General features: G+C 70.3%; 21 protein-coding genes and 1 pseudogene. 13 read left to right on the top strand and 9 right to left on the bottom strand.

Features of this window, described 5'->3' with window-relative positions; all coding sequences use genetic code 11:
* The first annotated feature begins 138 nt into the window (after window positions 1–138).
* Entirely contained in the window at window positions 139–3,135 is a 2,997-nt protein-coding gene (locus tag ACZ32T_RS02260) for a bifunctional [glutamine synthetase] adenylyltransferase/[glutamine synthetase]-adenylyl-L-tyrosine phosphorylase (RefSeq protein ID WP_467364908.1), read from the top strand.
* A gap of 73 nt (window positions 3,136–3,208) precedes the next feature.
* Here ACZ32T_RS02260 and ACZ32T_RS02255 read toward each other — a convergent pair whose 3' ends face one another.
* Complete coding sequence (locus ACZ32T_RS02255) at window positions 3,209–4,201, bottom strand: phosphatase PAP2 family protein (RefSeq protein ID WP_467271694.1); 993 nt, start codon at window positions 4,199–4,201, stop codon at window positions 3,209–3,211.
* A gap of 76 nt (window positions 4,202–4,277) precedes the next feature.
* Window positions 4,278–5,321, bottom strand: a complete 1,044-nt coding sequence (locus ACZ32T_RS02250; RefSeq protein ID WP_467271695.1) for a LacI family DNA-binding transcriptional regulator — start codon at window positions 5,319–5,321, stop codon at window positions 4,278–4,280.
* 361 nt (window positions 5,322–5,682) lie between these two features.
* Here ACZ32T_RS02250 and ACZ32T_RS02245 point away from each other — a divergent pair, with 361 nt between their 5' ends.
* The 5 genes from ACZ32T_RS02245 (at window position 5,683) to ACZ32T_RS02225 (ending at window position 11,687) form a co-directional block, all read left to right on the top strand.
* Window positions 5,683–6,954: an extracellular solute-binding protein gene (locus ACZ32T_RS02245; RefSeq protein WP_467271697.1), complete on the top strand. Its 1,272-nt coding sequence runs from the start codon at window positions 5,683–5,685 to the stop codon at window positions 6,952–6,954.
* Window positions 6,955–6,975: 21 nt separating this feature from the next.
* Window positions 6,976–7,992: a carbohydrate ABC transporter permease gene (locus ACZ32T_RS02240; protein WP_467271699.1), complete on the top strand. Its 1,017-nt coding sequence runs from the start codon at window positions 6,976–6,978 to the stop codon at window positions 7,990–7,992.
* A complete protein-coding gene (locus ACZ32T_RS02235) occupies window positions 7,989–8,867 on the top strand; it encodes a sugar ABC transporter permease (RefSeq protein ID WP_467271701.1) in 879 nt (292 codons plus the stop codon). The genes ACZ32T_RS02240 and ACZ32T_RS02235 overlap by 4 nt, the downstream gene beginning before the upstream one ends.
* A 100-nt stretch (window positions 8,868–8,967) precedes the next feature.
* Window positions 8,968–10,644, top strand: a complete 1,677-nt coding sequence (locus ACZ32T_RS02230) for a glycoside hydrolase family 13 protein (protein WP_467271703.1) — start codon at window positions 8,968–8,970, stop codon at window positions 10,642–10,644.
* Window positions 10,629–11,687: a LacI family DNA-binding transcriptional regulator gene (locus tag ACZ32T_RS02225; protein WP_467364906.1), complete on the top strand. Its 1,059-nt coding sequence runs from the start codon at window positions 10,629–10,631 to the stop codon at window positions 11,685–11,687. The genes ACZ32T_RS02230 and ACZ32T_RS02225 overlap by 16 nt, the downstream gene beginning before the upstream one ends.
* A gap of 206 nt (window positions 11,688–11,893) precedes the next feature.
* Here the strand turns inward: ACZ32T_RS02225 and ACZ32T_RS02220 are convergent, their stop codons facing one another.
* On the bottom strand, window positions 11,894–12,103 hold the full coding sequence (locus ACZ32T_RS02220) for a DUF397 domain-containing protein (protein ID WP_467271707.1): 210 nt from the start codon (window positions 12,101–12,103) through the stop codon (window positions 11,894–11,896).
* Window positions 12,100–12,498: pseudogene (locus ACZ32T_RS02215) on the bottom strand (DUF5753 domain-containing protein); the annotation flags it as partial. The pseudogene ACZ32T_RS02215 and the gene ACZ32T_RS02220, both read right to left, overlap by 4 nt.
* A gap of 277 nt (window positions 12,499–12,775) precedes the next feature.
* Here ACZ32T_RS02215 and ACZ32T_RS02210 point away from each other — a divergent pair.
* From ACZ32T_RS02210 to ACZ32T_RS02190, 5 genes are all read left to right on the top strand, one after another.
* Entirely contained in the window at window positions 12,776–13,669 is an 894-nt protein-coding gene (locus tag ACZ32T_RS02210) for a helix-turn-helix domain-containing protein (RefSeq protein WP_467364904.1), read from the top strand.
* A 16-nt stretch (window positions 13,670–13,685) separates the two neighbouring features.
* A complete protein-coding gene (locus ACZ32T_RS02205) occupies window positions 13,686–14,597 on the top strand; it encodes an RpnC/YadD family protein (RefSeq protein WP_467271711.1) in 912 nt (303 codons plus the stop codon).
* 76 nt (window positions 14,598–14,673) lie between these two features.
* Window positions 14,674–14,973, top strand: coding sequence for a hypothetical protein (locus ACZ32T_RS02200; protein WP_467364902.1), 300 nt, complete (start codon window positions 14,674–14,676; stop codon window positions 14,971–14,973).
* 49 nt (window positions 14,974–15,022) lie between these two features.
* On the top strand, window positions 15,023–15,499 hold the full coding sequence (locus ACZ32T_RS02195) for a hypothetical protein (RefSeq protein WP_467364900.1): 477 nt from the start codon (window positions 15,023–15,025) through the stop codon (window positions 15,497–15,499).
* Between the two features lie 16 nt (window positions 15,500–15,515).
* Window positions 15,516–15,944: a hypothetical protein gene (locus tag ACZ32T_RS02190; protein WP_467271717.1), complete on the top strand. Its 429-nt coding sequence runs from the start codon at window positions 15,516–15,518 to the stop codon at window positions 15,942–15,944.
* Here the strand turns inward: ACZ32T_RS02190 and ACZ32T_RS02185 are convergent.
* The 3 genes from ACZ32T_RS02185 to ACZ32T_RS02175 all read right to left on the bottom strand — a co-directional run bounded on the left by ACZ32T_RS02185 (window position 15,901) and on the right by ACZ32T_RS02175 (window position 17,500).
* Complete coding sequence (locus ACZ32T_RS02185; protein WP_467271719.1) at window positions 15,901–16,353, bottom strand: MarR family transcriptional regulator; 453 nt, start codon at window positions 16,351–16,353, stop codon at window positions 15,901–15,903. The genes ACZ32T_RS02190 and ACZ32T_RS02185 overlap by 44 nt on opposite strands.
* Window positions 16,350–16,844 carry a MarR family winged helix-turn-helix transcriptional regulator gene (locus tag ACZ32T_RS02180; protein WP_467271721.1) on the bottom strand — a complete coding sequence of 165 codons (495 nt, stop codon included), beginning with the start codon at window positions 16,842–16,844 and terminating at the stop codon, window positions 16,350–16,352. Before ACZ32T_RS02180 ends, ACZ32T_RS02185 begins: the two co-directional genes overlap by 4 nt.
* Window positions 16,845–16,909: 65 nt before the next feature.
* Window positions 16,910–17,500 (bottom strand): isochorismatase family protein, encoded by a 591-nt coding sequence (locus ACZ32T_RS02175; protein WP_467271722.1) that lies wholly within the window; start codon window positions 17,498–17,500, stop codon window positions 16,910–16,912.
* A gap of 148 nt (window positions 17,501–17,648) precedes the next feature.
* Between ACZ32T_RS02175 and ACZ32T_RS02170 the strand changes: the two genes are divergently transcribed.
* The gene (locus ACZ32T_RS02170; RefSeq protein WP_467271724.1) at window positions 17,649–18,641 is read left to right on the top strand and encodes a GlxA family transcriptional regulator; all 993 of its coding nucleotides are present in this window, start codon (window positions 17,649–17,651) and stop codon (window positions 18,639–18,641) included.
* A 25-nt stretch (window positions 18,642–18,666) separates the two neighbouring features.
* Here ACZ32T_RS02170 and ACZ32T_RS02165 read toward each other — a convergent pair whose 3' ends face one another.
* Entirely contained in the window at window positions 18,667–19,440 is a 774-nt protein-coding gene (locus ACZ32T_RS02165; RefSeq protein ID WP_467271726.1) for an alpha/beta fold hydrolase, read from the bottom strand.
* Window positions 19,441–19,668: 228 nt separating this feature from the next.
* Window positions 19,669–20,094 (bottom strand): hypothetical protein, encoded by a 426-nt coding sequence (locus tag ACZ32T_RS02160; protein ID WP_467364898.1) that lies wholly within the window; start codon window positions 20,092–20,094, stop codon window positions 19,669–19,671.
* Window positions 20,095–20,249: 155 nt separating this feature from the next.
* Here ACZ32T_RS02160 and ACZ32T_RS02155 point away from each other — a divergent pair, with 155 nt between their 5' ends.
* A complete protein-coding gene (locus ACZ32T_RS02155) occupies window positions 20,250–20,786 on the top strand; it encodes a YciI family protein (protein ID WP_467271730.1) in 537 nt (178 codons plus the stop codon).
* The last annotated feature ends 37 nt before the right edge of the window (window positions 20,787–20,823 follow it).

The following is a 20,823-nucleotide window of genomic DNA, read 5'->3' as shown; positions in this document are numbered from 1 at the left end:
AGGAGCCATGTGGCGGTGGGCGCGGTCTTCTCGTCGATCGTGCCCGTGCACCGATGACTCCGCCCGCGCTCCGGATTCATCGGTGCCGGGCTAGGCTCGAAGGGCGGATGTGCGGGATCGGCGGGCAGGAGACTCAGGATGACGACGGTGCCGGGACGCAGGAGCAGTACGTTCACCAGACTGCTGCGGCACGGTTTCACCGACCCGTCCGCCGCCGAACGGCTGCTGGACCTGCCCGAGCTCTCGTCCGTACGGGCCGATCCCGTCCTCTTCGAGGCACTCGGCGCGACCGCCGACCCCGATCTGGCCCTCCACGGCCTCGTACGGCTCGTCGAGGCCGAGGAGACCGCCGAACGGCAGATCCTGCTGGACACGCTCGTCACGGCCAAACCGCTGCGGGACCGGCTGCTCGGCGCCCTCGGAGCATCCGAGGCGCTCGGGGACCACCTGGCACGGCACCCGCGCGACTGGCAGGTGCTCGTCACCTACGAGGCCACCGACCTGCACCCCGGGATCCCCGAGTTCGAGCAGATGCTCGGCGACGCCGTCGACCCGGACTCGCTGCGGGCCGCCTACCGCAGGTCCCTCCTGTCCATCGCGGCCCGCGACGTGTGCGGGACGACCGATGTCGCCGAGGTCGCGGCCGAGCTCGCCGACCTGGCGACGGCCACCCTGCGGGCGGCGCTCGACATCGCCCGCGCCGCCGCGCCCTCGGACGCCGCGCAGTGCCGGCTCGCCGTCATCGCGATGGGCAAATGCGGCGGACACGAGCTGAACTACGTGTCCGACGTCGACGTCATCTTCGTCGCCGAGCCCGTCGACGGCGCGGAGGAGAGCGGCGCCATGCAGGCCGCCACCCGGCTCGCCGCCCACCTGATGCGGATCTGCTCCGACACCACCGTCGAAGGCACGATCTGGCCCGTCGACGCCAACCTCCGCCCCGAGGGCCGCAACGGGCCGCTGGTGCGCACCCTGACCTCGCACCTCGCGTACTACCAGCGCTGGGCCAAGACCTGGGAGTTCCAGGCCCTGCTCAAGGCCCGGCCGGTCGCGGGGGACCCCGAGCTCGGCGCGGCCTACCTCGAGGCCGTGTCGCCGCTGGTGTGGCAGGCCGCCGACCGGGAGAACTTCGTCGGCGACGTACAGAAGATGCGCCGCCGGGTCGTCGACAACATCCCCGTCGACCGCGTCGACCGGGAGCTCAAGCTCGGCCCCGGCGGGCTCCGGGACGTCGAATTCGCCGTCCAGCTGCTCCAGCTCGTCCACGGCCGCAGCGACAGCACCCTGCACGCCGGCTCCACCCTGGCGGCCCTGGGGGCCCTCGCGGACGGCGGATACGTCGGGCGCGCCGACGCCGCGCAGCTGGACGAGGCCTACCGCTTCCTGCGCGCCATGGAGCACCGCATCCAGCTCTACCGGCTGCGCCGCACCCACCTGGTCCCCGAGGACGACGCCGACCTGCGCAGGCTCGGCCGCTCCCTCGGTCTGCGTACGGACCCGGTCGCCGAGCTCAACAGGGCGTGGCGGCGGCACGCCTCCGTCGTACGCCGCCTCCACGAGAAGCTCTTCTACCGGCCGCTCCTGGACGCCGTCGCCCAGCTCGCACCCGGCGAGAGCAGGCTCAGCGCCAAGGCCGCCGTCGTCCGCCTGGAGGCCCTCGGCTACGCCGATCCGGCCGCCGCGCTGCGGCACCTGGAGGCCCTCTCGTCCGGCGTCTCCCGCAAGGCGGCGATCCAGCGCACGCTGCTGCCGGTGCTGCTCGGCTGGTTCGCGGACTCCGCCGACCCGGACGCCGGGCTCCTCGGCTTCCGCCAGGTGTCGGACGCCCTCGGCAAGACCCCGTGGTATCTCCGGCTGCTGCGCGACGAGGGCGCCGCGGCCGAGAACCTCGCCCGGGTCCTCTCCGCCGGCCGCCTCGCCCCCGACCTGCTGATGCGCGCCCCCGAGGCCGTCGCCATCCTCGGCGACCCCGAAGGACTGAAGCCGCGCACCCGGGACCACCTGGAACAGGAGGTGCTGGCCGCGGTCGGCCGGGCGCCCGGGGCCGAAGCGGCCGTCGCGGTGGCGCGCGGGGTGCGGCGCCGGGAACTGTTCCGTACGACGGCGGCCGACATCATCGGCTCCTACGGCACCGAGGACAACCCGGCCGAATCCGACCCGGGCGCCCTCGTCGACCGGGTCGGATCTGCGGTCACCGACCTCAACGCCGCCACCCTCTCCGGTGCGCTGCGTGCCGCAGTCCGTGACAAGTGGGGTGACACCCTGCCGACCCGGTTCGCCGTCATCGGCATGGGCCGCTTCGGCGGGCACGAGCTGGGCTACGGGTCGGACGCGGACGTCCTCTTCGTGCACGCGCCCCGGGAGGGCGTCAGCGACGAGGAGGCGGCCCGGGCCGCGAACGCCGTCGTCACGGAGATGCGCAGACTGCTGGAGCTGCCGACCGCCGACCCGCCGCTGCTCATCGACGTCGACCTGCGTCCGGAAGGGAAGACCGGCCCCCTGGCCCGCACCCTGAAGTCGTACGAGGCGTACTACCGGCGCTGGTCGCTGATCTGGGAGAGCCAGGCGCTGCTGCGCGCCGACCCGGTGGCCGGGGACGAGGAGCTGGGCCGCGCCTTCGTCGAACTCGTGGACCCCCTGCGGTACCCGGTGGAAGGGCTCAGGGACGACGCGGTCCGGGAGATCCGGCGGCTCAAGGCGCGGATGGAGACCGAACGCATGCCGCGCGGCGCCGATCCGACGCTGCACACCAAGCTGGGACGCGGTGGCCTGAGCGACGTGGAGTGGACGGTCCAGCTGATGCAGATGCAGCACGGCTGGTCGGAGCCAGGGCTGCGGACCACGCGTACGAGGGAGGCGCTGGCGGCGGCGTGCGCGGCGGAGCTGATCCCGGCGGAGGATGCCCGGACGCTGGACGAGGCGTGGGTGCTGGCCTCGCGGGTGCGCAACGCGGTGATGCTGGTGCGGGGGCGGCCGGGCGACACGTTCCCCTCGAACCCGCGTGAGCTGACGGCGGTGGGCCGCTACCTCGGCTACGAGCCGGGGCACGTGGGGGACATGCTGGAGGACTACCGGCGGATCACCCGGCGGGCCCGGGCCGTCGTGGAGGAGCGCTTCTACGGCGCCGTGGGGTGACCCCCGAAGGCGGGCGACCCGCGACCGCCGGCCGTTCGCCGCACGCTCGGCCCGCGACGGCCGGCCCCTGCCGTCAGTCGCCTGCCGGGCTCGACGCCTTCACGGGCTGCCCGGCGGGCGCCGTGCCGGCCCCGGGGCTCAGCTCCGGCGCCCGGGAGGGTGGCCTTCGCAGGGCGCGCAGACGGCTCGCGGAGGGGCGCAGCACCCGCTTCGGCAGCCGGTGCGGCAGCGAGCCGTACCAGGCGTAGGAGAGGGTGACGCCGAACGCCAGACAGGCCATGCCGCCCACCGCGTCCAGCCAGAAGTGGTTCGCCGTCGCCACGATCACGACCAGGGTGGCCACCGGGTACAGCGCGCCCAGGATGCGCGCCCAGGGGGCCTTCGCCAGGACGCATATGGTCAGACCGCACCACAGGGACCAGCCGATGTGCATGGACGGCATCGCCGCGTACTGGTTCGACATGTGCTTGAAGTTGCCCGAAGCCATCGAGCCCCACGTCTGGTGCAGCATCACCGTGTCTATGAAGCCGCCGCCGTTCATCAGCCGGGGCGGGGCCAGCGGGAAGAGGTAGTAGCCGAGCAGGGCCACCGCCGTGGTGGCGAAGAGGACCAGACGGGTGGCGGCGTAGCGGCCCGGATGGCGGCGGAAGAGCCAGACGAGCACACCGATGGTCACGACGAAGTGCAGGGTCGCGTAGTAGTAGTTCATCGACACGATCAGCCATGTCACCGAATTGACGGCCTGGTTGACCGTCTCCTCGAAGGCGAGGCCGACGGTGTGCTCCAGCGACCAGATCCAGTCGGCGTTCCGCAGGGCCGCGGCCTTCTGCTCCGGAACGGCGTTGCGCACCAGCGAGTAGAGCCAGTAACTGATCGCGATGAGCAGGATCTCGAACCAGAGACGCGGGCGCCGCGGCGAGCGCAGCGAACGGAGGGAGAAGTGAGGGAGGCGCATACGTGAGGGGGTGATCGCTCTCGTCGAACCGGACGCTGTCATTCCGTCCGCGACGGGTGACGGGGTGGCCGCCGTGCGGTTTTCCTCTGTGGTCACGTGCGATTCACCCATAGGCGCAGAGTCTGCCAGATACGTCCCCCTCTGCCCGATGATCCTCCGGTCGGGTTCCGGTCGCACGTCCAGTACTTTACCGACGCGCGCGCGGTGCCGGGGAAGGGCCCGGACCCGAGGCGGTCGATCCGCGGACGACCAGTTCGGGCATGAACACGAACTCGCTGTGGGGCGCGGGTGTGCCGCCGATCTCCTCCAGCAGCGTGCGGACCGCGGCCTGGCCCATCGCCGTCACCGGCTGCCGGATCGTGGTCAGCGGCGGGTCGGTGAACGCTATGAGGGGCGAGTCGTCGTAGCCGACCACCGAGAGGTCGCGCGGCACCTCCATCGACAGCCTGCGGGCCGCCCGGATCGCGCCGAGCGCCATCATGTCGCTCGCGCACACCACCGCGGTGCAGCCGCGCTCCATCAGCGCCGAGGCGGCCGCCTGGCCGCCCTCCAGCGTGTACAGGGAGTGCTGGATCAACTCCTCCACGGCATCGGCCGTGAGGTCCAGCTGCTCCCGCATCGTGGCGTGGAATCCCTCTATCTTGCGGAGCACCGGCACGAAGCGCTTAGGCCCGACCGCCAGACCGATGCGCTGATGACCGAGCGCCACCAGGTGGGTCACCGCGAGGCGCATCGCCGCCCGGTCGTCGGGGGAGATGAACGGGGCCTGCACCTTGGGGGAGAAGCCGTTGACCAGCACGAAGGGCACACCCTGCGCGCGCAGTTGCTCGTAGCGCTGCATGTCTGCCGAGGTGTCGGCGTGCAGTCCGGAGACGAAGATGATCCCCGAGACGCCCCGGTCGACCAGCATCTCCGTGAGCTCGTCCTCGGTGGAGCCGCCCGGCGTCTGCGTCGCCAGCACCGGCGTGTAGCCCTGCCTGGTGAGCGCCTGGCCGATGACCTGGGCCAGCGCGGGGAAGATGGGGTTCTCCAGCTCGGGCGTGATCAGCCCGACGAGACCGGCGCTGCGCCGGCGCAGCCGGACCGGGCGTTCGTATCCGAGGACGTCGAGCGCCGCGAGGACGGATTCGCGGGTGGCCGCTGCAACACCGGGCTTGCCGTTCAGAACGCGGCTGACCGTCGCTTCGCTGACCCCCGCCTGAGTTGCGATATCGGCAAGCCGTGCGGTCATGGCACTGGACTGTACCGGGCGCGTGTCGGATTGCCCACCATGCACGGGATTCGGGCCATCCGCCCCGGCGACGGCCGCCCGGAGTGCCCCTCGCGGCAACATCTTGCAAGGCCTTGCGGACGTCTTCGCCGCCGCGCCAGTCGGATCGTCGTACAGCCGCCACAGCGGGCCTGGCCAGGCGTGGGCAGGGTGAAGGAGCTTCCGTCAAGAGGCTTGACGGCAACCTTGAGGACACGCCAATGTAACGATCAGCGGCGCTTGCAGAAATCTTCCGCAAAGTCTTTCGGTCGTCTTTCATCCTTGTTACGTTCACGTCGACCCGGCGCCGCGACGGAGCGGTACGGCAGTTGAAGGAGTTCAGATGCGACGTGGCATAACGGCCACCGCCCTGGTCGCGACCCTGGCGCTCGCGGCGACCGCTTGCGGAAGCGACGACGAGTCCGGCGGCAGCAAGAGTTCGGGCGAGCTCTCCGGCACGGTGACGTGGTGGGACACCTCGAACGTCGGCAGCGAGGACAAGGTCTTCAAGAAGATCGCCGAGGGCTTCGAGAAGAAGCACCCGAAGGTCGACGTCAAGTACGTCAACGTCCCCTTCGGTGAGGCGCAGAACAAGTTCAAGAACGCCGCCCAGGCCGGTTCCGGCGCCCCCGACGTCATCCGCTCCGAGGTCGCCTGGACTCCCGAGTTCGCCGACCTCGGCTACCTCGCCCCGCTGGACGGCACCGCGGCGCTGAAGGATGAGGGTGACTTCCTCAAGCAGGCCGCCGCGTCGACCGAGTACAACGGCAAGACGTACGCGGTCCCGCAGGTCATCGACTCCATGGGCATCTTCTACAACAAGAAGATGTTCAAGGACGCCGGCGTCGAGCCGCCCGCGAAGATCTCCGACCTGAAGAGCATCGCCGAGAAGATCAAGGACAAGACCGGCAAGACCGGTCTCTACCTGCGCGGCGACGACTCGTACTACTTCCTCTCCTTCCTCTACGGCGAGGGCGGCGACCTGGTCGACGCGGACTCCAAGACCGTCACCGTGGACAACGCCGAGGGCGTCAAGGCGTTCGGCGTCGTGAAGGACCTCGTCGACTCCGGGGCGGCCAAGACCGACGCCACGGACGGCTGGGAGAACATGATGCAGTCGTTCAAGAACGGCGACGTCGCGATGATGATCAACGGCCCCTGGGCCGTGGCCGACACGCTGACCGGCAAGGAGTTCACCGACAAGGCGAACCTCGGCATCTCCACGGTGCCGGCCGGCTCCGCCGCGCAGGGCGCCCCGCAGGGCGGCCACAACCTCGGCGTCTACGCGGGCTCCAAGAACCTCGAGGCCTCCTACGCCTTCGTCGACTACATGACGTCGGTCGAGTCCCAGGCGCAGACCGCCGGTGAGCTGAACCTGCTGCCGACCCGCACCTCCGCGTACGCCAAGAAGGAGGCCGTGGACAGCGAGATCGTCCAGTTCTTCAAGCCGGTCGTCGAGACCGCGGTCGAGCGTCCCTGGATCCCGGAGACCGGCAGCCTCTTCGCCCCGCTGAACGTCGAGTACACCAAGGTCCTCACCGGTCAGACCACGCCGGAGAAGGCGGCCAAGGCGACCGGCGACTCCTACCGCAAGCTCCTCGAGGGCTGGAAGTAACCCAGGAAGGCAGGCCGACTGATGGCTGTCCACACCAGCCAGTCGGTGGCGAAGGCCGCGGGCGACGACGTCGCCCGCGGCCGGAGCCGCGGTACTGGCAACCCCCCGCCGCCGAGCAGGCTCCGGCGCGCCCTCTCGGTCCACTGGTACGCCTGGACCATGGTCGCCCCGGTCGTGCTCGTGATCGGCGTGATCATCGGCTACCCGCTGGTCCGCGGTATCTGGCTGTCGCTGACCGACGCCGACGAGCGCAACGTCGCCCGGTCCATCGGCGTCAACGAGATGCCCGCCACCTACGAGTTCGTGGGCCTGGACAACTACGCCGACGCGCTCACCGGCAGCCAGTTCCTCGGGACGCTGGGCTGGACGCTGGTGTGGACGGTCTCCTGTGTGACCATCACCTTCTGCCTGGGCATGGCGCTGGCCAACATCCTCAACCGCAGGATCGCCGGCCGCTCCGCCTACCGCATGGCGCTGATCCTGCCCTGGGCCATCCCCGGCTTCGTCTCCGTCTTCGCCTGGCGCTTCCTCTACAACGAGAACAACGGGCTGCTCAACAAGATCCTCGGCGGCGCCGGGATCGACGGCATACCCTGGCTGAACGACCCCACCTGGGCGAAGTTCTCCGTCATCGCCGTCAACGTCTGGCTCGGCGTGCCGTTCATGATGGTCGCCCTGCTCGGCGGACTGCAGTCCATCCCCTCGGAGCAGTACGAGGCCGCGGAGATGGACGGTGCCACCGCCTGGCAGCGCTTCCGCCACGTCACGCTCCCCGGACTGCGCCCGGTCTCCACCACGGTGGTCCTGCTCTCCACCATCTGGACCTTCAACATGTTCCCGGTGATCTTCCTGCTGACCCGCGGCGGTCCCGGCGAGGCCACCCAGATCCTGGTGACCCAGGCGTACAAATTCTCCTTCGAGATCAGCCCGCGCGACTTCGCGCAGTCCTCCACCTGGGGCGTCCTGATCCTCGTACTCCTGATGCTCTTCGCCATGGTGTACCGGCGAGTGCTCCGCACGCAGGGAGACAACTGGTGACCACCGCTACGGCAACCCCCGCCCGGCACACCGCCCGCAAGGTCCGCAAGCGCGGCGACCGTTCGCCGGCCGCCTCCCTGGCCCTGCACCTCACCCTGATCATCACGTCGGTGATCGCGGTCTTCCCGGTGCTGTGGGTCCTGCTGACCTCGCTGAAGCCCGCGAAGTTCGCGTCGACGACGGACTTCTTCAAAGAGACGACCTTCGAGAACTACACGAACCTGATCAAGGACACCGAGTTCCTGAGCTGGTTCGCCAACTCCGTGATCATCGCGGGGCTCTCCACCGTCATCGGTGTCTTCGTCTCCGCCACCACCGGCTACGCCGTCAGCCGCTTCCGCTTCCCCGGCAAGCGCGGCCTGATGTGGACCCTGCTGGTCACCCAGATGTTCCCGGTGGCCGTCCTCATCGTGCCGATCTACAACATCATGTCGACGATGGGCCTGCTCAACCAGCCGGCCGGACTCGTCATCACCTACCTCACCATCTCGGTGCCCTTCTGCGCCTGGATGATGAAGGGCTTCTTCGACACGATCCCGCGCGAGATCGACGAGTCGGGCCAGGTCGACGGGCTCACCCCGTTCGGCACGTTCTGGCGGCTCATCCTGCCGCTCGCCAAGCCCGGCCTCGCCGTCACCGCCTTCTACTCCTTCATCACCGCCTGGGGCGAAGTGGCGTACGCCTCCGCGTTCATGGTCGGTGACGAGAACCTCACGCTCGCCGGCGGACTGCAGAAGTTCGTCAACCAGTACGGAGCCCAGTGGGGCCCGATGACCGCGGCGTCCGTGCTCATCGCGATCCCGGCCGCGCTGGTCTTCCTCTTCGCGCAGAAGCACCTGGTCACCGGCATGTCCGCCGGAGCCGTCAAGGGCTGAGCGCAGTCCCGCACGACCGTACGACCGCACCCGTCAGGGCGGCGCCGGACCCCCGACCCGGTCCCGGCGCCGCTCCCCACCCAGACACCCCAGGGACGACATGACCCAGCACCTCGCTGCCCCCTCCACCGGCACGTCCGACGACGCCCCGGGCCACCGCACCGGCTGGTGGCAGGACGCGGTGATCTACCAGGTGTACCCGCGCAGCTTCGCCGACGGCAACGGCGACGGCATGGGGGACCTCGCCGGTGTCACCGCGCGGCTCCCCTACCTCCGGGACCTCGGTGTGGACGCCGTCTGGCTCAGCCCCTTCTACGCCTCGCCGCAGGCCGACGCGGGCTACGACGTCGCCGACTACCGGGCCATCGACCCGATGTTCGGCACGCTCCTCGACGCCGACGCGCTGATCCGCGAGGCCCACGACCTGGGTCTGCGCATCATCGTCGACCTGGTCCCCAACCACTCCTCCGACCAGCACGAGTGGTTCAAGCGTGCCCTCGCCGAGGGCCCCGGCTCCGCCCTGCGTGACCGCTACCACTTCCGCCCCGGCAAGGGCACCGACGGCGAACTCCCGCCCAACGACTGGGAGTCCATCTTCGGCGGCCCCGCCTGGACCCGGACCACCGACCCGGACGGCACCCCCGGCGACTGGTATCTCCACCTCTTCGCACCGGAGCAGCCCGACTTCAACTGGGAACACCCGGCCGTCGCCGACGAGTTCCGCTCCATCCTGCGCTTCTGGCTCGACATGGGCGCCGACGGCTTCCGCGTCGACGTCGCCCACGGCCTCGTGAAGGCGGAGGGCCTCCCGGACCTCGGATCTCACGACCAGCTGAAGCTGCTGGGCAACGATGTCATGCCGTTCTTCGACCAGGACGGTGTGCACGAGATCTACCGCAGCTGGCGGACCATCCTTGACGAGTACCCCGGCGACCGCATTCTCGTCGCCGAGGCGTGGACCCCCACCGTGGAGCGCACCGCCAACTACGTGCGCCCCGACGAGATGCACCAGGCCTTCAACTTCCAGTACCTGTCGACCGCCTGGGACGCCGCCGAGCTGCGCAAGGTCATCGACTCCTCGCTCGACGCCATGCGTCCGGTGGGCGCCCCCACCACCTGGGTGCTCTCCAACCACGACGTCACCCGGCACACCACCCGCTTCGGCAACCCGCCGGGCCTGGGCACCCAGATCCGCACCCCCGGCGACCCTGAGCTCGGCCTCCGCAGGGCGCGCGCCGCGACCCTGCTGATGCTTGCCCTGCCCGGCTCCGCCTACGTCTACCAGGGCGAGGAGCTCGGCCTCCCCGACGTCACCGACCTGCCCGACGAGATCCGTCAGGACCCGTCCTTCTTCCGCGCCGAGGGCCAGGACGGCTTCCGCGACGGATGCCGGGTGCCGATCCCGTGGACCCGCGAGGGCAGCTCGTACGGCTTCGGCGACGGCGGCAGCTGGCTGCCGCAGCCCGACAGCTGGGGCGCGTACTCCGTCGAGGCGCAGACCGGCACGGAGGGTTCCACGCTGGAGCTGTACCGCGCCGCGATCGCCGCCCGGCGCGAGCACCCGGGCCTCGGCGCCGGCACGGACGTCGAGTGGCTGGACGCCCCCGAGGGCGTGCTCGCCCTCGCCCGCCCCGGCTTCGTCTGCACCGTCAACACGACGGGCACGCCGGTACGGATCACCACCCCCGGCACCGTGCTGCTCGCCGCCAGCCCGGTGACCGCCGACGGCGACACGGTCGAGCTGCCCGCCGACACCACGGTGTGGTGGACGGTGTGACCGTCCCCGCACCCAGGACCGGGCCGGCGCTGCGGCTCTCCGACATCGCCGGTCAGGCCGCGGTCAGCGAGGCCACCGTCAGCCGGGTGCTGAACGGCAAGCAGGGCGTCGCGGACACCACGCGGCAGCGCGTGCTCGCGGCGCTCGACATCCTCGGTTACGAACGGCCCGTACGGCTGCGGCAGCGCAGCGCCGGACTGATCGGGCTGGTGACTCCCGAGCTCACCAACCCGATCTTCCCGGCGTTCGCGCAGTCCGTGGAGCAGGTGCTCGCGGGGCACGGCTACACCCCCGTGCTCTGCACCCAGCTGCCCGGTGGCGCGACGGAGGACGAGCTCGTCGAACAGCTGGTCGAGCGCGGTGTGGGCGGCATCGTCTTCCTGTCCGGGCTGCACGCCGACACCTCGGCCGACCCGGCGCGCTATGCGGCGCTCACCGACCGGGGCGTTCCGTTCGTCCTGATCAACGGCTACAACGAGCGCATCAGCGCCCCGTTCGTCTCGCCCGACGACCAGGCCGCCGTTCGCATGGCCGTCGGCCATCTCGCCGAGCTCGGCCACCGGCGGGTCGGCCTGGCGATCGGGCCGCAGCGCTATGTGCCCTCCCGCCGCAAGCGCGACGGTTTCGTCGACGCGGCCGTCTCCCTGCTGGGCCTGGACCGCGAGGACGCCGAACTCCTCGTCTGCTCCACCTTGTTCAGCGTCGAGGGCGGCCAGGTCGCCGCAGGCGCCCTGCTCGACGCGGGCTGCACCGGCATCGTCTGCGGCAGCGACCTGATGGCGCTCGGCGTGGTCAGGGCGGCCCGGGGGAGGGGCCTCGACGTCCCGCGCGACGTCTCCGTCGTCGGCTTCGACGACTCCCAGCTCATCGCCTTCACCGACCCGCCACTGACCACGGTGCGCCAGCCGGTGCAGGCCATGGCGTCGGCGGCGGTCGGGGCGCTGCTGGAGGAGATCGCCGGAAGCCCCGTACAGCGCACGGAGTACGTCTTCCAGCCGGAGCTGGTGGTACGGGGCTCCACCGCGGCGGCACGCGCCGCCTGAACGGGCGCGGAAGCGGGGCCGGGCCCGGAGGGGGGACCCGGCCCCGCTTCCGTGTGCCCGGCCCGCCGACCTCTGGCCCCGAGGGCTGACCGGCGGTCATCCTCACTGCCGAGTGGGGTGGCCGTTCCGTGGCCGGCCGATCACCCCACCGAGGGCGCGCACTCCTTGCTCTCCGGCCCCGCCCGGCTCGGGGGCTGCTCCGTTCGTCAGTTCTCGACGGCGTACGTCAGGAAGGCCGCCCACGTGGCGGGCGCGAACCCGAGGCGGGGGCCGGGCAGATCCTTGGAGTCGCGGACGTGCACGGTGCCGGGTGTGGAGGCCACCTCGACGCAGTCGGCCTCGCTGCTGTTGCTGCTGTAGCTGCTCTTGAACCAGTCAAGTTCGCGGGTGTCTTCGACAGAAGGGTTGTCGATCATGTCTCTCCCAGCACTTGCTCGATGAAGGCGAGCGACTCCCGTGGTGTGAGCGCCTGGGATCGGATCATCCCATAGCGGAGTTCAAGGATCCTGAGCTGTCTGGGGTCGGACACCGGGCGGCCGCTGAATGCGCCGGCGGAGCGGCCGACAGCGGTTCCGTCACCGAACTTGAGAATCTCGATGTCACCGCCCATGCCGGGGTGGGATTCGCAGTGCAGTGGCATCACCTGCAACGAGACGTTGCGCAGTAGCCCTACCTCCAGCAGGCGTTCGAGTTGGCATCGCAGTGCCGTCCTGCCTCCGATGGGCCGTCGAAGCGATGCCTCTTCCTGGACGAAGCTGAGCGAGGGCGCCGGCTCCCGGTCCTCGAACTCGACCTCCTGCCGTGACCGCCGCCACCGGGTCGCGGGAACCCGCGACCCGGTGGGCCGTGACGTGGTGGCCCACGACACTTAAAAGCTTTTGAAAGAACTCGGGAAATGACCCATCCCCACCCAACCCGACCCCATGCATGCTTCGTCACTCACTCGGGTGACATAAGGCAACTGGGCTGGATTTCCGACGTATTGCCGGGCATATGCTCGCCTCGACCGCCACAGACATGCGACGGCCCCCGACGGGACTGGCATCCCGATCGAGGGCCTGACCACCAAGGAAGTTAGGCCCTTCCCGATGGGTACCCAGCAGATTACCGCGCCTCCGTGCGACCGGCCCGCTGTATCCGGCGTCATCCACATCAACGTCCGGCACACCGCAGGCTTCACCGTCATCGGTAACCACCTCGCCCAGCATCGCGGCCTCTCCCTCGTCGCGATCGGCCTGGCCGTGCACATCCAGTCGCTGCCGGCCGGGGCGAGGATCGGCATCAAGCGTCTCGCCGAACGCTTCCCGGAGAGCGAGACCCGTATCGCCGCCGCCCTGAGGGAGTTGGAGGCAGCGGGATATCTGCACCGCAGCCGCGTACGCCTCGCCGACGGCCGCATCGTGAGCCGTACGGTCTCGTACAACCAGCCGGGAGCGGAAGCACCCACCGCCCGGGCCCCTCAGCCCCGGGTGACACGCGGCACGCCCGAGCCCGCCCCGCCGCTGCCGACTCCCGCACCGCAGCCCGCCGCCGCACTCGTGCCGCCCCCGACCGCCCGCACGGCGCCACCCGTACCGCTCCCGCAGCCCCGGGCACTCACCCCGGAGCTCCAGCGCACGGCCGCCGCGCTCCTGGCCGACCTGCGCCGTCACGCGCCCCAACTCGTCCTGTCCGAAGCGGACATCAGCGTGCTCACGCCCGGGATCGTCACCTGGCTCGAACGCGACGCCCACCCCGACACCGTCCGGCACGCGCTCACCGCCGACCTTCCCGTCCCGCTCAAGCACCCGGCCAAGCTCCTGCGGCACCGCATCACCGCCCTGCTCCCGCCACCGCTGCCCGGCGCGCGCGAGCTGGAGGCCGTACGCCCCGGCGTGATCGTCATCCCGCTCCAGAACTGCGACAGCTGCGACCGCGCCTTCCGCTCGCGGCATCCCGGCCACTGCCGCGACTGCCGCACCGACCTGTCCGCCGCCGCCTGAACCCGAACGGAAACCCATGGTCAGCGCACCGCACGAAGCGATGCACCGCATCTTCCAGGAACACCCGGGCCTCTTCTCCCAGCTCTCCGACGTCCTCGGGCTCGCATTACCGCCCCTCGTCTCGGCAGAGCTCCTGACCGTCGACCTCACAGAGAACGAGCCGCTCGAACGGCGCGTCGACACTCTCCTGCGGATCAGGACGGAGAACGACGGTCCTTTTCTCCTCGTCGTCGAGGCCCAGGGCAAGAAGGACCCACGCAAAACAGCCAGCTGGCCGTACTACGTCACCTACCTCAACAACAAGTACCGGATTCCGGTCCTGCTGCTCGTGATCTGTCAGGACCACGCGACCGCCGCCTGGGCGGCCCGTCCTCTCACGATCGGCCTGGCGCAATGGCCGACCGTGACCACCCGCCCGCTCGTGGTGGGGCCGCACAACATGCCCGTCATCACGAATGTGGCCGAAGCCCGGAAGGACCTCGCGCTCGCCACGCTTTCGGCGATCACACACGCTGACAATCCGGACGTCGATGCGATACTGAAGACGATGTCCGTCGCCCTGCGCGACGCACCGGAATCGATCGTTGCACCACTCGTCGAATTCATCGCACAAGGGCTGGGCAACCGCCCCGCCGCGCAACAGTGGAGGAACCTGGTGGCCGTGGATCTCTCCTTCTACACCTCGCCGCTCTCCGAGGAAATCCGCGACGAAGGCCGCGCACAAGGCCGCGCCGAGGGCCGTGCTGAGGGCCGAGCCGAGGACCTTCTGCTCACCCTCGATGTGCGAGGCATCGGCATCACGGATGTCATCCGGGAGAAGATCATCACGTGTAGCGACCCGGAACTACTCCGCCGATGGCTGACTCGCGCACTCCTCGCCACCACGGCGGGGGAGGTCTTCGAGGACGAGACTTCCGTCGATCGGTGACGTCGCTCCGATGCCGGCGGCCCTGCGCGACATACCGGCATCGGCTCGACTCCCCTCACAACAGTGGAGGAAGCTGATGGGCGATCTCTCCCTCTACGTCTCACCCCTCTCTGAGGAGATCAGGGAAGAAGGATGTGAGCAAGGGCGTGCTGAAGGTCGCGCAGAGAACATCCTGATCATCCTCGGCGCACGCGGTATCGATGTCACCGACGCGACTCGCGAGAGGATCACCACTTGCCGCGACTCGGAACTCTCGCACCGTTGGTTGATGCGCGCGCTCGTCGCCGCCACGGCGGATGAAATCTTCAGCGAGAAGCCGTCCGCTGACAGCAACGGGACTCGGTCCGGGGGATGTGGCTCCGGACAGAGGCGATGATCCGAGAGGCGCATATGGTGATCCCCTCGACGACTCGGCGGGGGACGCCATGGAGATCACCGTCCAGTGGATACGGACGTCCTGGACGAAGGAGTCCCGGGGCGGGGAGGGTGCCTCGCGCAGGAACGCGGCCCCGGCCGGTTTCACTCTCCCGCCTCCCGAGACGGTCACCTCCGCGCACGTGATCCGTATGCGTGAGTGTGACGGTTTCGCGCCCTACGACGCCCAGGCGGACCGCAGCACAGTCGATGTCCAGCTACGGGAAGCTGGCGCACGACTGCGGGTCCTCCCGCGAGTCCAGCCATTGTTCGCCCTGCCGCCCCGGCCCCGGCGGCCTCCGGCCGTGCGGCTCGTCCCCGGCCAGTGGGTGCGCTGGCAGCTCAACTACCGCTTCAGCAGTGCCATGGGGGTCCGGGGCTGGTCGTACTGGCTGGACACCTTCAACATCGCCTACGGCCCGGTGCGTACCGATGTGTTCCTGTCCACGCCCACCACGTTCATCGACGAGCAAGGACCGCTCCGATAGCCATGACGGTGCACGGATGAATGACCTCGGCGACGCGAACCTGCGCACCTGGACGCTGCGCTTCATGGCGCTCCTCGCTGCCGACGCCCCGGATCAGCTCGCCTGGCTGCGCGAGCGTGCGCTGGAGACGAAGGACGTCGTCGACGAGCTGGAGCTCATCTGCCGGATCTCCGAAGAGCTTGCGGAGCGCGGCGCCTTCGCGCCCCAGGACCTGCGCTCCTTCCGGGCCGTAGGCCGTCGCCTCGGCGAGATCGATGCCACCTGCCGGACCGGCCTCTGGGCCGACGAGCTCTCTGCCGATCTGGCGTGGAGCGAGATACGCCTTCTCGCCCGCCAGGCCCTCCTCACGACGCTAGGCGACTGGCGTCAGCCACTGCCACGCCCTGAGCGCCAACGGGAGGTCAGACGGTCAGCGCCGCGAGCTCCGCATCGGCCCGCTCCGTGACCAGGGCGAGGACGCGTCCGGCGGCGGCCAGGTCCTCGGCGGGTATCCCGCCCCAGATGCGGGCGCTGAAGGGAGCGGTCTCCGCGCCGACGGCGGCGAGCAGCTCGCGCCCTGCATCCGTGGGGCGCAGGCGGTCGCCGTCCGCGTCGAGCAGGTGCTTGGCGAGCAGTTCGTCGAGGGTGGCGCGGATGCCGGCCGGATCGGCCTTGAGGAGGCCCTGCACCTGGGTGACGAGATCGTCCGCCGTCTGCGGGGCGTCGGCGGTGAGGGCGGCGCGCAGGACGATCTGCTGCTGGAACGTCGCGCCGTGCCGGGCCAGGACGTGTTCCAGGACGCCGCGGGCGGCGTAGTGGGCCAGGCCGAGGGTACGGGCGTCGGCGACGGGTCCGGTGGTGGACGGAGTGGTCATGGTGTTGTCCCCTGAGTGCTCTCGTCGTTCGGTACGGATGGAGCGATGGGTACATCGAGCAGGGTCATCAGCTCGTCGGTGAACGCGCGCGTCCGCGGGGCGTCGAGGCCGCCGAGCGGCTCCAGCACCTGCTGAAGCAGTTCCTGGACCACCGCGACGGCCCGCTGCGTGACGGCCTGCCCCTGCTCGGTGAGGGCGAGCTGCACGGCGCGCGGGTCGCGGGGATCGCGGGTGCGCTCGATCAGACCGGCGGACTCCAGGGCTCGCGCCAGCTTCGAGACGTACAGCGCCTCCAAGCCGGTGTGGTCGGCGAGCCGGCGCTGGCTGGGCCGCTCGCCGGCACGTTGCAGGCCGTGCAGTGACGCGGCCAGCACGTACTGCGCGTGGGTGAGCCCCAGCGGCGCCACCGCGCGATCGACCGCCACACGCCACTTGTTGGCGAGCCGCCACACCAGATAACCGGGTGTGGGGCCCGGTGAACCCTTACTCATGCCGAACAGAGTACTTAGCTACTATGTCCATGGCTACTATTTTCTGAGCGGGCCGAGCAGCCGCTTCAGGACAGGTCCTTCAGTGACGGCACGACGACCCCGTACAGGTCGGCGATGGTGGCCAGCGCGCTGTGGTGCACCTGGTGGGCGTCCAGTTCGGTTCCGGCGACCGGCAGTGCCCGGGTGGCGCAGGTGTCGGCCACGACGGTGGGACGGTTGCCGCGAAGGAAGGCGCCCTGGGCGGTGAAGGCCACGCACATGTGCGTCATGAACCCGGCGATGACCAGATCGGTGTTGCCCGCGGCGTCGACGTGCCCGCCCAGTTCCGTACCGACGAAGGAGTCCGGTGCCCGCTTCACGACGACGGGCTCTCCGTCGACCGGTGCGACGGCGGGGTGGATCTGTCCGATCTCGGCCCGGATGTCGTACGGGGTGCCTTCGCCGCCGTCGTTGATGACGTGGATGACCTTCGTGCCCTCCTGGCGGGCCCGTGCCAGCAGCTCGGCCGCGGCGTCGAGCGCGGCCCGCCAGCCGTCCAGCTCCATCACACCGGTCGTGTAGGTGTTCTGGTAGTCGATGAGGACCAGGGTCGACTCGGCGAGCTTCGCGGGGGTGTCGTCGAGACCGTTGAGCCGGCGCAGCGTCGTTCTGGGCATGGGGAACCACCTGGGGGTCGAGGGCCGGGGGGCAGCTCACCGGTGCGGTGACCTGCGCCTACGACGCTACGGCCACCACCCGCGTGTCGGCAATGTCGTCTAACCTGCAGAAACCGACATCGAGTCCGCCGCCGACCCCGGGAGCCCCATGAGTACCGTCGGACGCCTGATCGTCATCGTCCTCTTCACCGGCGTGGACCTGCTCGATGTCACCGGCCCTCCGGAGGTGTTCTCCCTCGCGCGACGCGAGTCGGACGAAGCGGCGGGCTACGACGTGGTCCTCGCCGCCGAGACCATGGACCCGGTCACCACCGGCGCCGGGGTCCGCGTCCTCCCGGACGTCACCTTCGACGATCTGTCCACGAAGCGCATCGACACCCTGATCGTGCCCGGCGCGGTCGAGATCGACAGTCGTCGCCGCGTGCACCCGCTCACCGACCCCCGGGTGGTGGCGCGGGTCAAGCAACTCGCGGACCGCACCCGGAGGGTCGCCTCCGTCTGCGTCGGAGCGCACCTCCTGGCGGCGGCCGGTCTCCTCGACGGCAAACGTGCCACCACCCACTGGTCGACCGCTCAGCAGCTCGCCGCCGACCATCCGGCCGTCGAGGTCGACGCCGATCCGATCTTCATCCGCGAGGGCGACGTGTGGACCGGCGCGGGAATCAGCGCCTGCCTCGATCTCTCACTCGCCCTCGTCGCCGACGACCTCGGTGAGGCCATCGCGTTGAGCGTCGCGCGGCAACTCGTGATGTACCTGAAACGGCCGAGCGGCCAGAGCCAGTTCAGCGTCCCCCTGGAACAGCTGTCCCCGACGCGGCGCATCGAAGACCTCCGCCACCACATCCTGCGCAACCTCGGCGAGCCGCTCACCGTCGCGGACCTCGCCGCACACGCCCACATCAGTGACCGGCAGCTCACCCGGATCTTCAAGACCGAGCTCGGCACGACTCCGTACGCCTACATCGAATCGGCCCGTGTCGAGGCGGCGCGGAGCCGGCTCGAATCCACCGACGCCACCCTCGAACGCGTCGCGTCCGCGTGCGGGTTCGGCACCGTGGACACCCTCGTCAGGGCGTTCCGCCGCCGACTCGACACGACACCGACCGAATACCGGCGCCGCTTCCGGACCGGCCGGGCCTGAGCGGCGCCGCCTCGGCCCCGCGGTCTCAGGCGGAAGCGGAGAGCGCGGCCGCGGTCTCCCGTGCGAACGCGTCCGGGTTGTCCAGCATGACGTTGTGCCCGCAGTCCGCGACCGGGACCACCCGCACACCGGCTTCGGTGAGAGCCCCCGCCCCGGCGGGGGCGCCGTCGGCCCGCGGGTACAGGAAGGTACGGGGGATGCTCAGCTCCAGCAGCAGCTCACGCATCGTGGGCGTGGTCCCGCGGGTGAGGTGCACGGCGCTGCGGTGCAGGCCCTCCAGGCCGGCCAGGCGCATCGTGGACCACCAGTGCGGACCCGCGAGATCGCGGATCTGCCGCCAGCCGCCCGCCAGGAAGCGGGCCTCGGAGAGCGCGGCTATCCCGCTGCTCCCCGGGGCGCCGGGCACGGGCGTCGCGGGATCGAGATTCGCGTCCACCAGGACCAGTCGCGACACCAGCCGCGGGTGGCGGGCCGCCAGGACCACGGCGACGGAGCCGCCCATGCTGTGCGCCACCAACTCCGCGCCGGCGACGCCCGCGTGCCGCAGAGCGGCGGCCAGTGCGTCGGCGTGTGATTCCAGGCGGTAGTCGAAGTCCGTCGGCCGGTCACTGACGCCGTGCCCCAGCAGGTCGACCAGCAGAGACCGGTGGCCGGTGAGGAGCGGGTGGGCGGCGGCCTGCGCGAAGTAGGCGGGGGAGGTGGCGCCGAGACCGTGCACATAGACACGGGCGGGCTCCTGCCCGGGCAGCTCCACCCATCGGATCCGGTCCCCTCCGGGGGTCACAACGGCGTCGCGCACACTTCGCTCCTCCGGCTCATCGCTGATCCGCTGAGCCTATCCGCCCAGGTCCCGCCGTACGGATCGTCGGGCCGGCCACGGGCAGGCCCCCGGATGCCTGAACCATGGCCGGCCCGGCTCGCGCGCCCGCGTGGGTGCGGGGCGTGGAGCCGGGCCGCCCGGAGACGGCATGAAAGCGTGTCACCGGCCTGAGCCGAGATCAGGACGATGCCGGGGGTGTCGTCGAGTTCAGACCCTGGTCATGGTCGACGGGTATCCGCCCCCGCCCGGGTAGACCCAGTCGCCGGTCATCGTGGCGTCGCCGGCACCGAAGGTGCCCTCGAAGTAGGCCGGGCTCCCCTTAGCCCCGGCCCAGATGACGAGTGTGTCGCCGGTCAGTTCGTAGACGTAGTCGAAGGTGTTGCCCGTCGAGTCGTAGAACCGCGACACCACGTCCGCGCCGGCCGGCTCGCCGAACGGACGCAGGTTGCCGATCAGCTCCAGGCCGCTGACCCGCTCGCCGGACTGGGTGAGTTCGACGTGCTGGCTCAGGAAGAAACGGCCGGGCATCCACTCGTAGCGCACGGTTCCCTCGGCTCCGCCGGTCACCGTCCAGGTGCCGACCAGGCGATCCAGAGCCTTCAGTTCGGCGCTCGGCTGGTTGGACTCAGACATCTCGTCCTCCTTGGTGGGTTGGGTTCTCGCGGCTACCTCGAAGTCGGCGGATCGTTCTCGACACCCGCGACATGTGTCTTACGTCACATGGTGAGCGTGTCGAGGATCCGGACCCCGCGTCGAGGTAGCCGGCAGGACCCATCGAGGAGGAATCCGTGACCGCTGCCACCACCGACTCCGCCGACCGTCGGCACGGGACCGAGCATTCGGCATCGGCGGTCGCCTCCTGCGGTGCCCTGGCCATCGCCGCCCTGGCGCTCTCCCCGCGTCATGTGCCGCACCTGCTCTACCATCGCCGGACATCGTCGGAGAGGGACCCCGTGAAGTACCTGCTGCTCGGATACACGCCTGCCGCCGCCTGGGACGCCGCGACCGCCGATGCGCCGACGGAGGAGGCGCTGGCCGCCTTCGCCGCCTATCAGAGGTTCGAGAAGGAACTGTTCGAAACCGGAGAGCTGGTCGGCACCGAGGGTCTGGCCCATCCGGCCCTCAGCACCACGGTGAACCGGGGCCCGGACGGTGTGACGGCGACGGACGGGCCGTTCGCCGAGCTCAAGGAGGTCCTGGCCAGCTTCGCCGTCATCGATGTGACCGGCCGGGAACGGGCCGTGGAGATCGCCTCACGGATCGTGGAGGTGCTGGGCGAGCCGATCGAGATCCGGCCGGTCATGGGAGAGGACTTCGCCGCATGACCGGCCGTTCCCCACGAGGCCTGGCACGGGCTGCGTG

Source organism: Streptomyces sp. NPDC023573, from assembly GCF_055559735.1.
The sequence above is the reverse complement of the archived record's forward strand: the minus strand, read 5'-3'. Positions and strand labels throughout refer to the sequence as shown.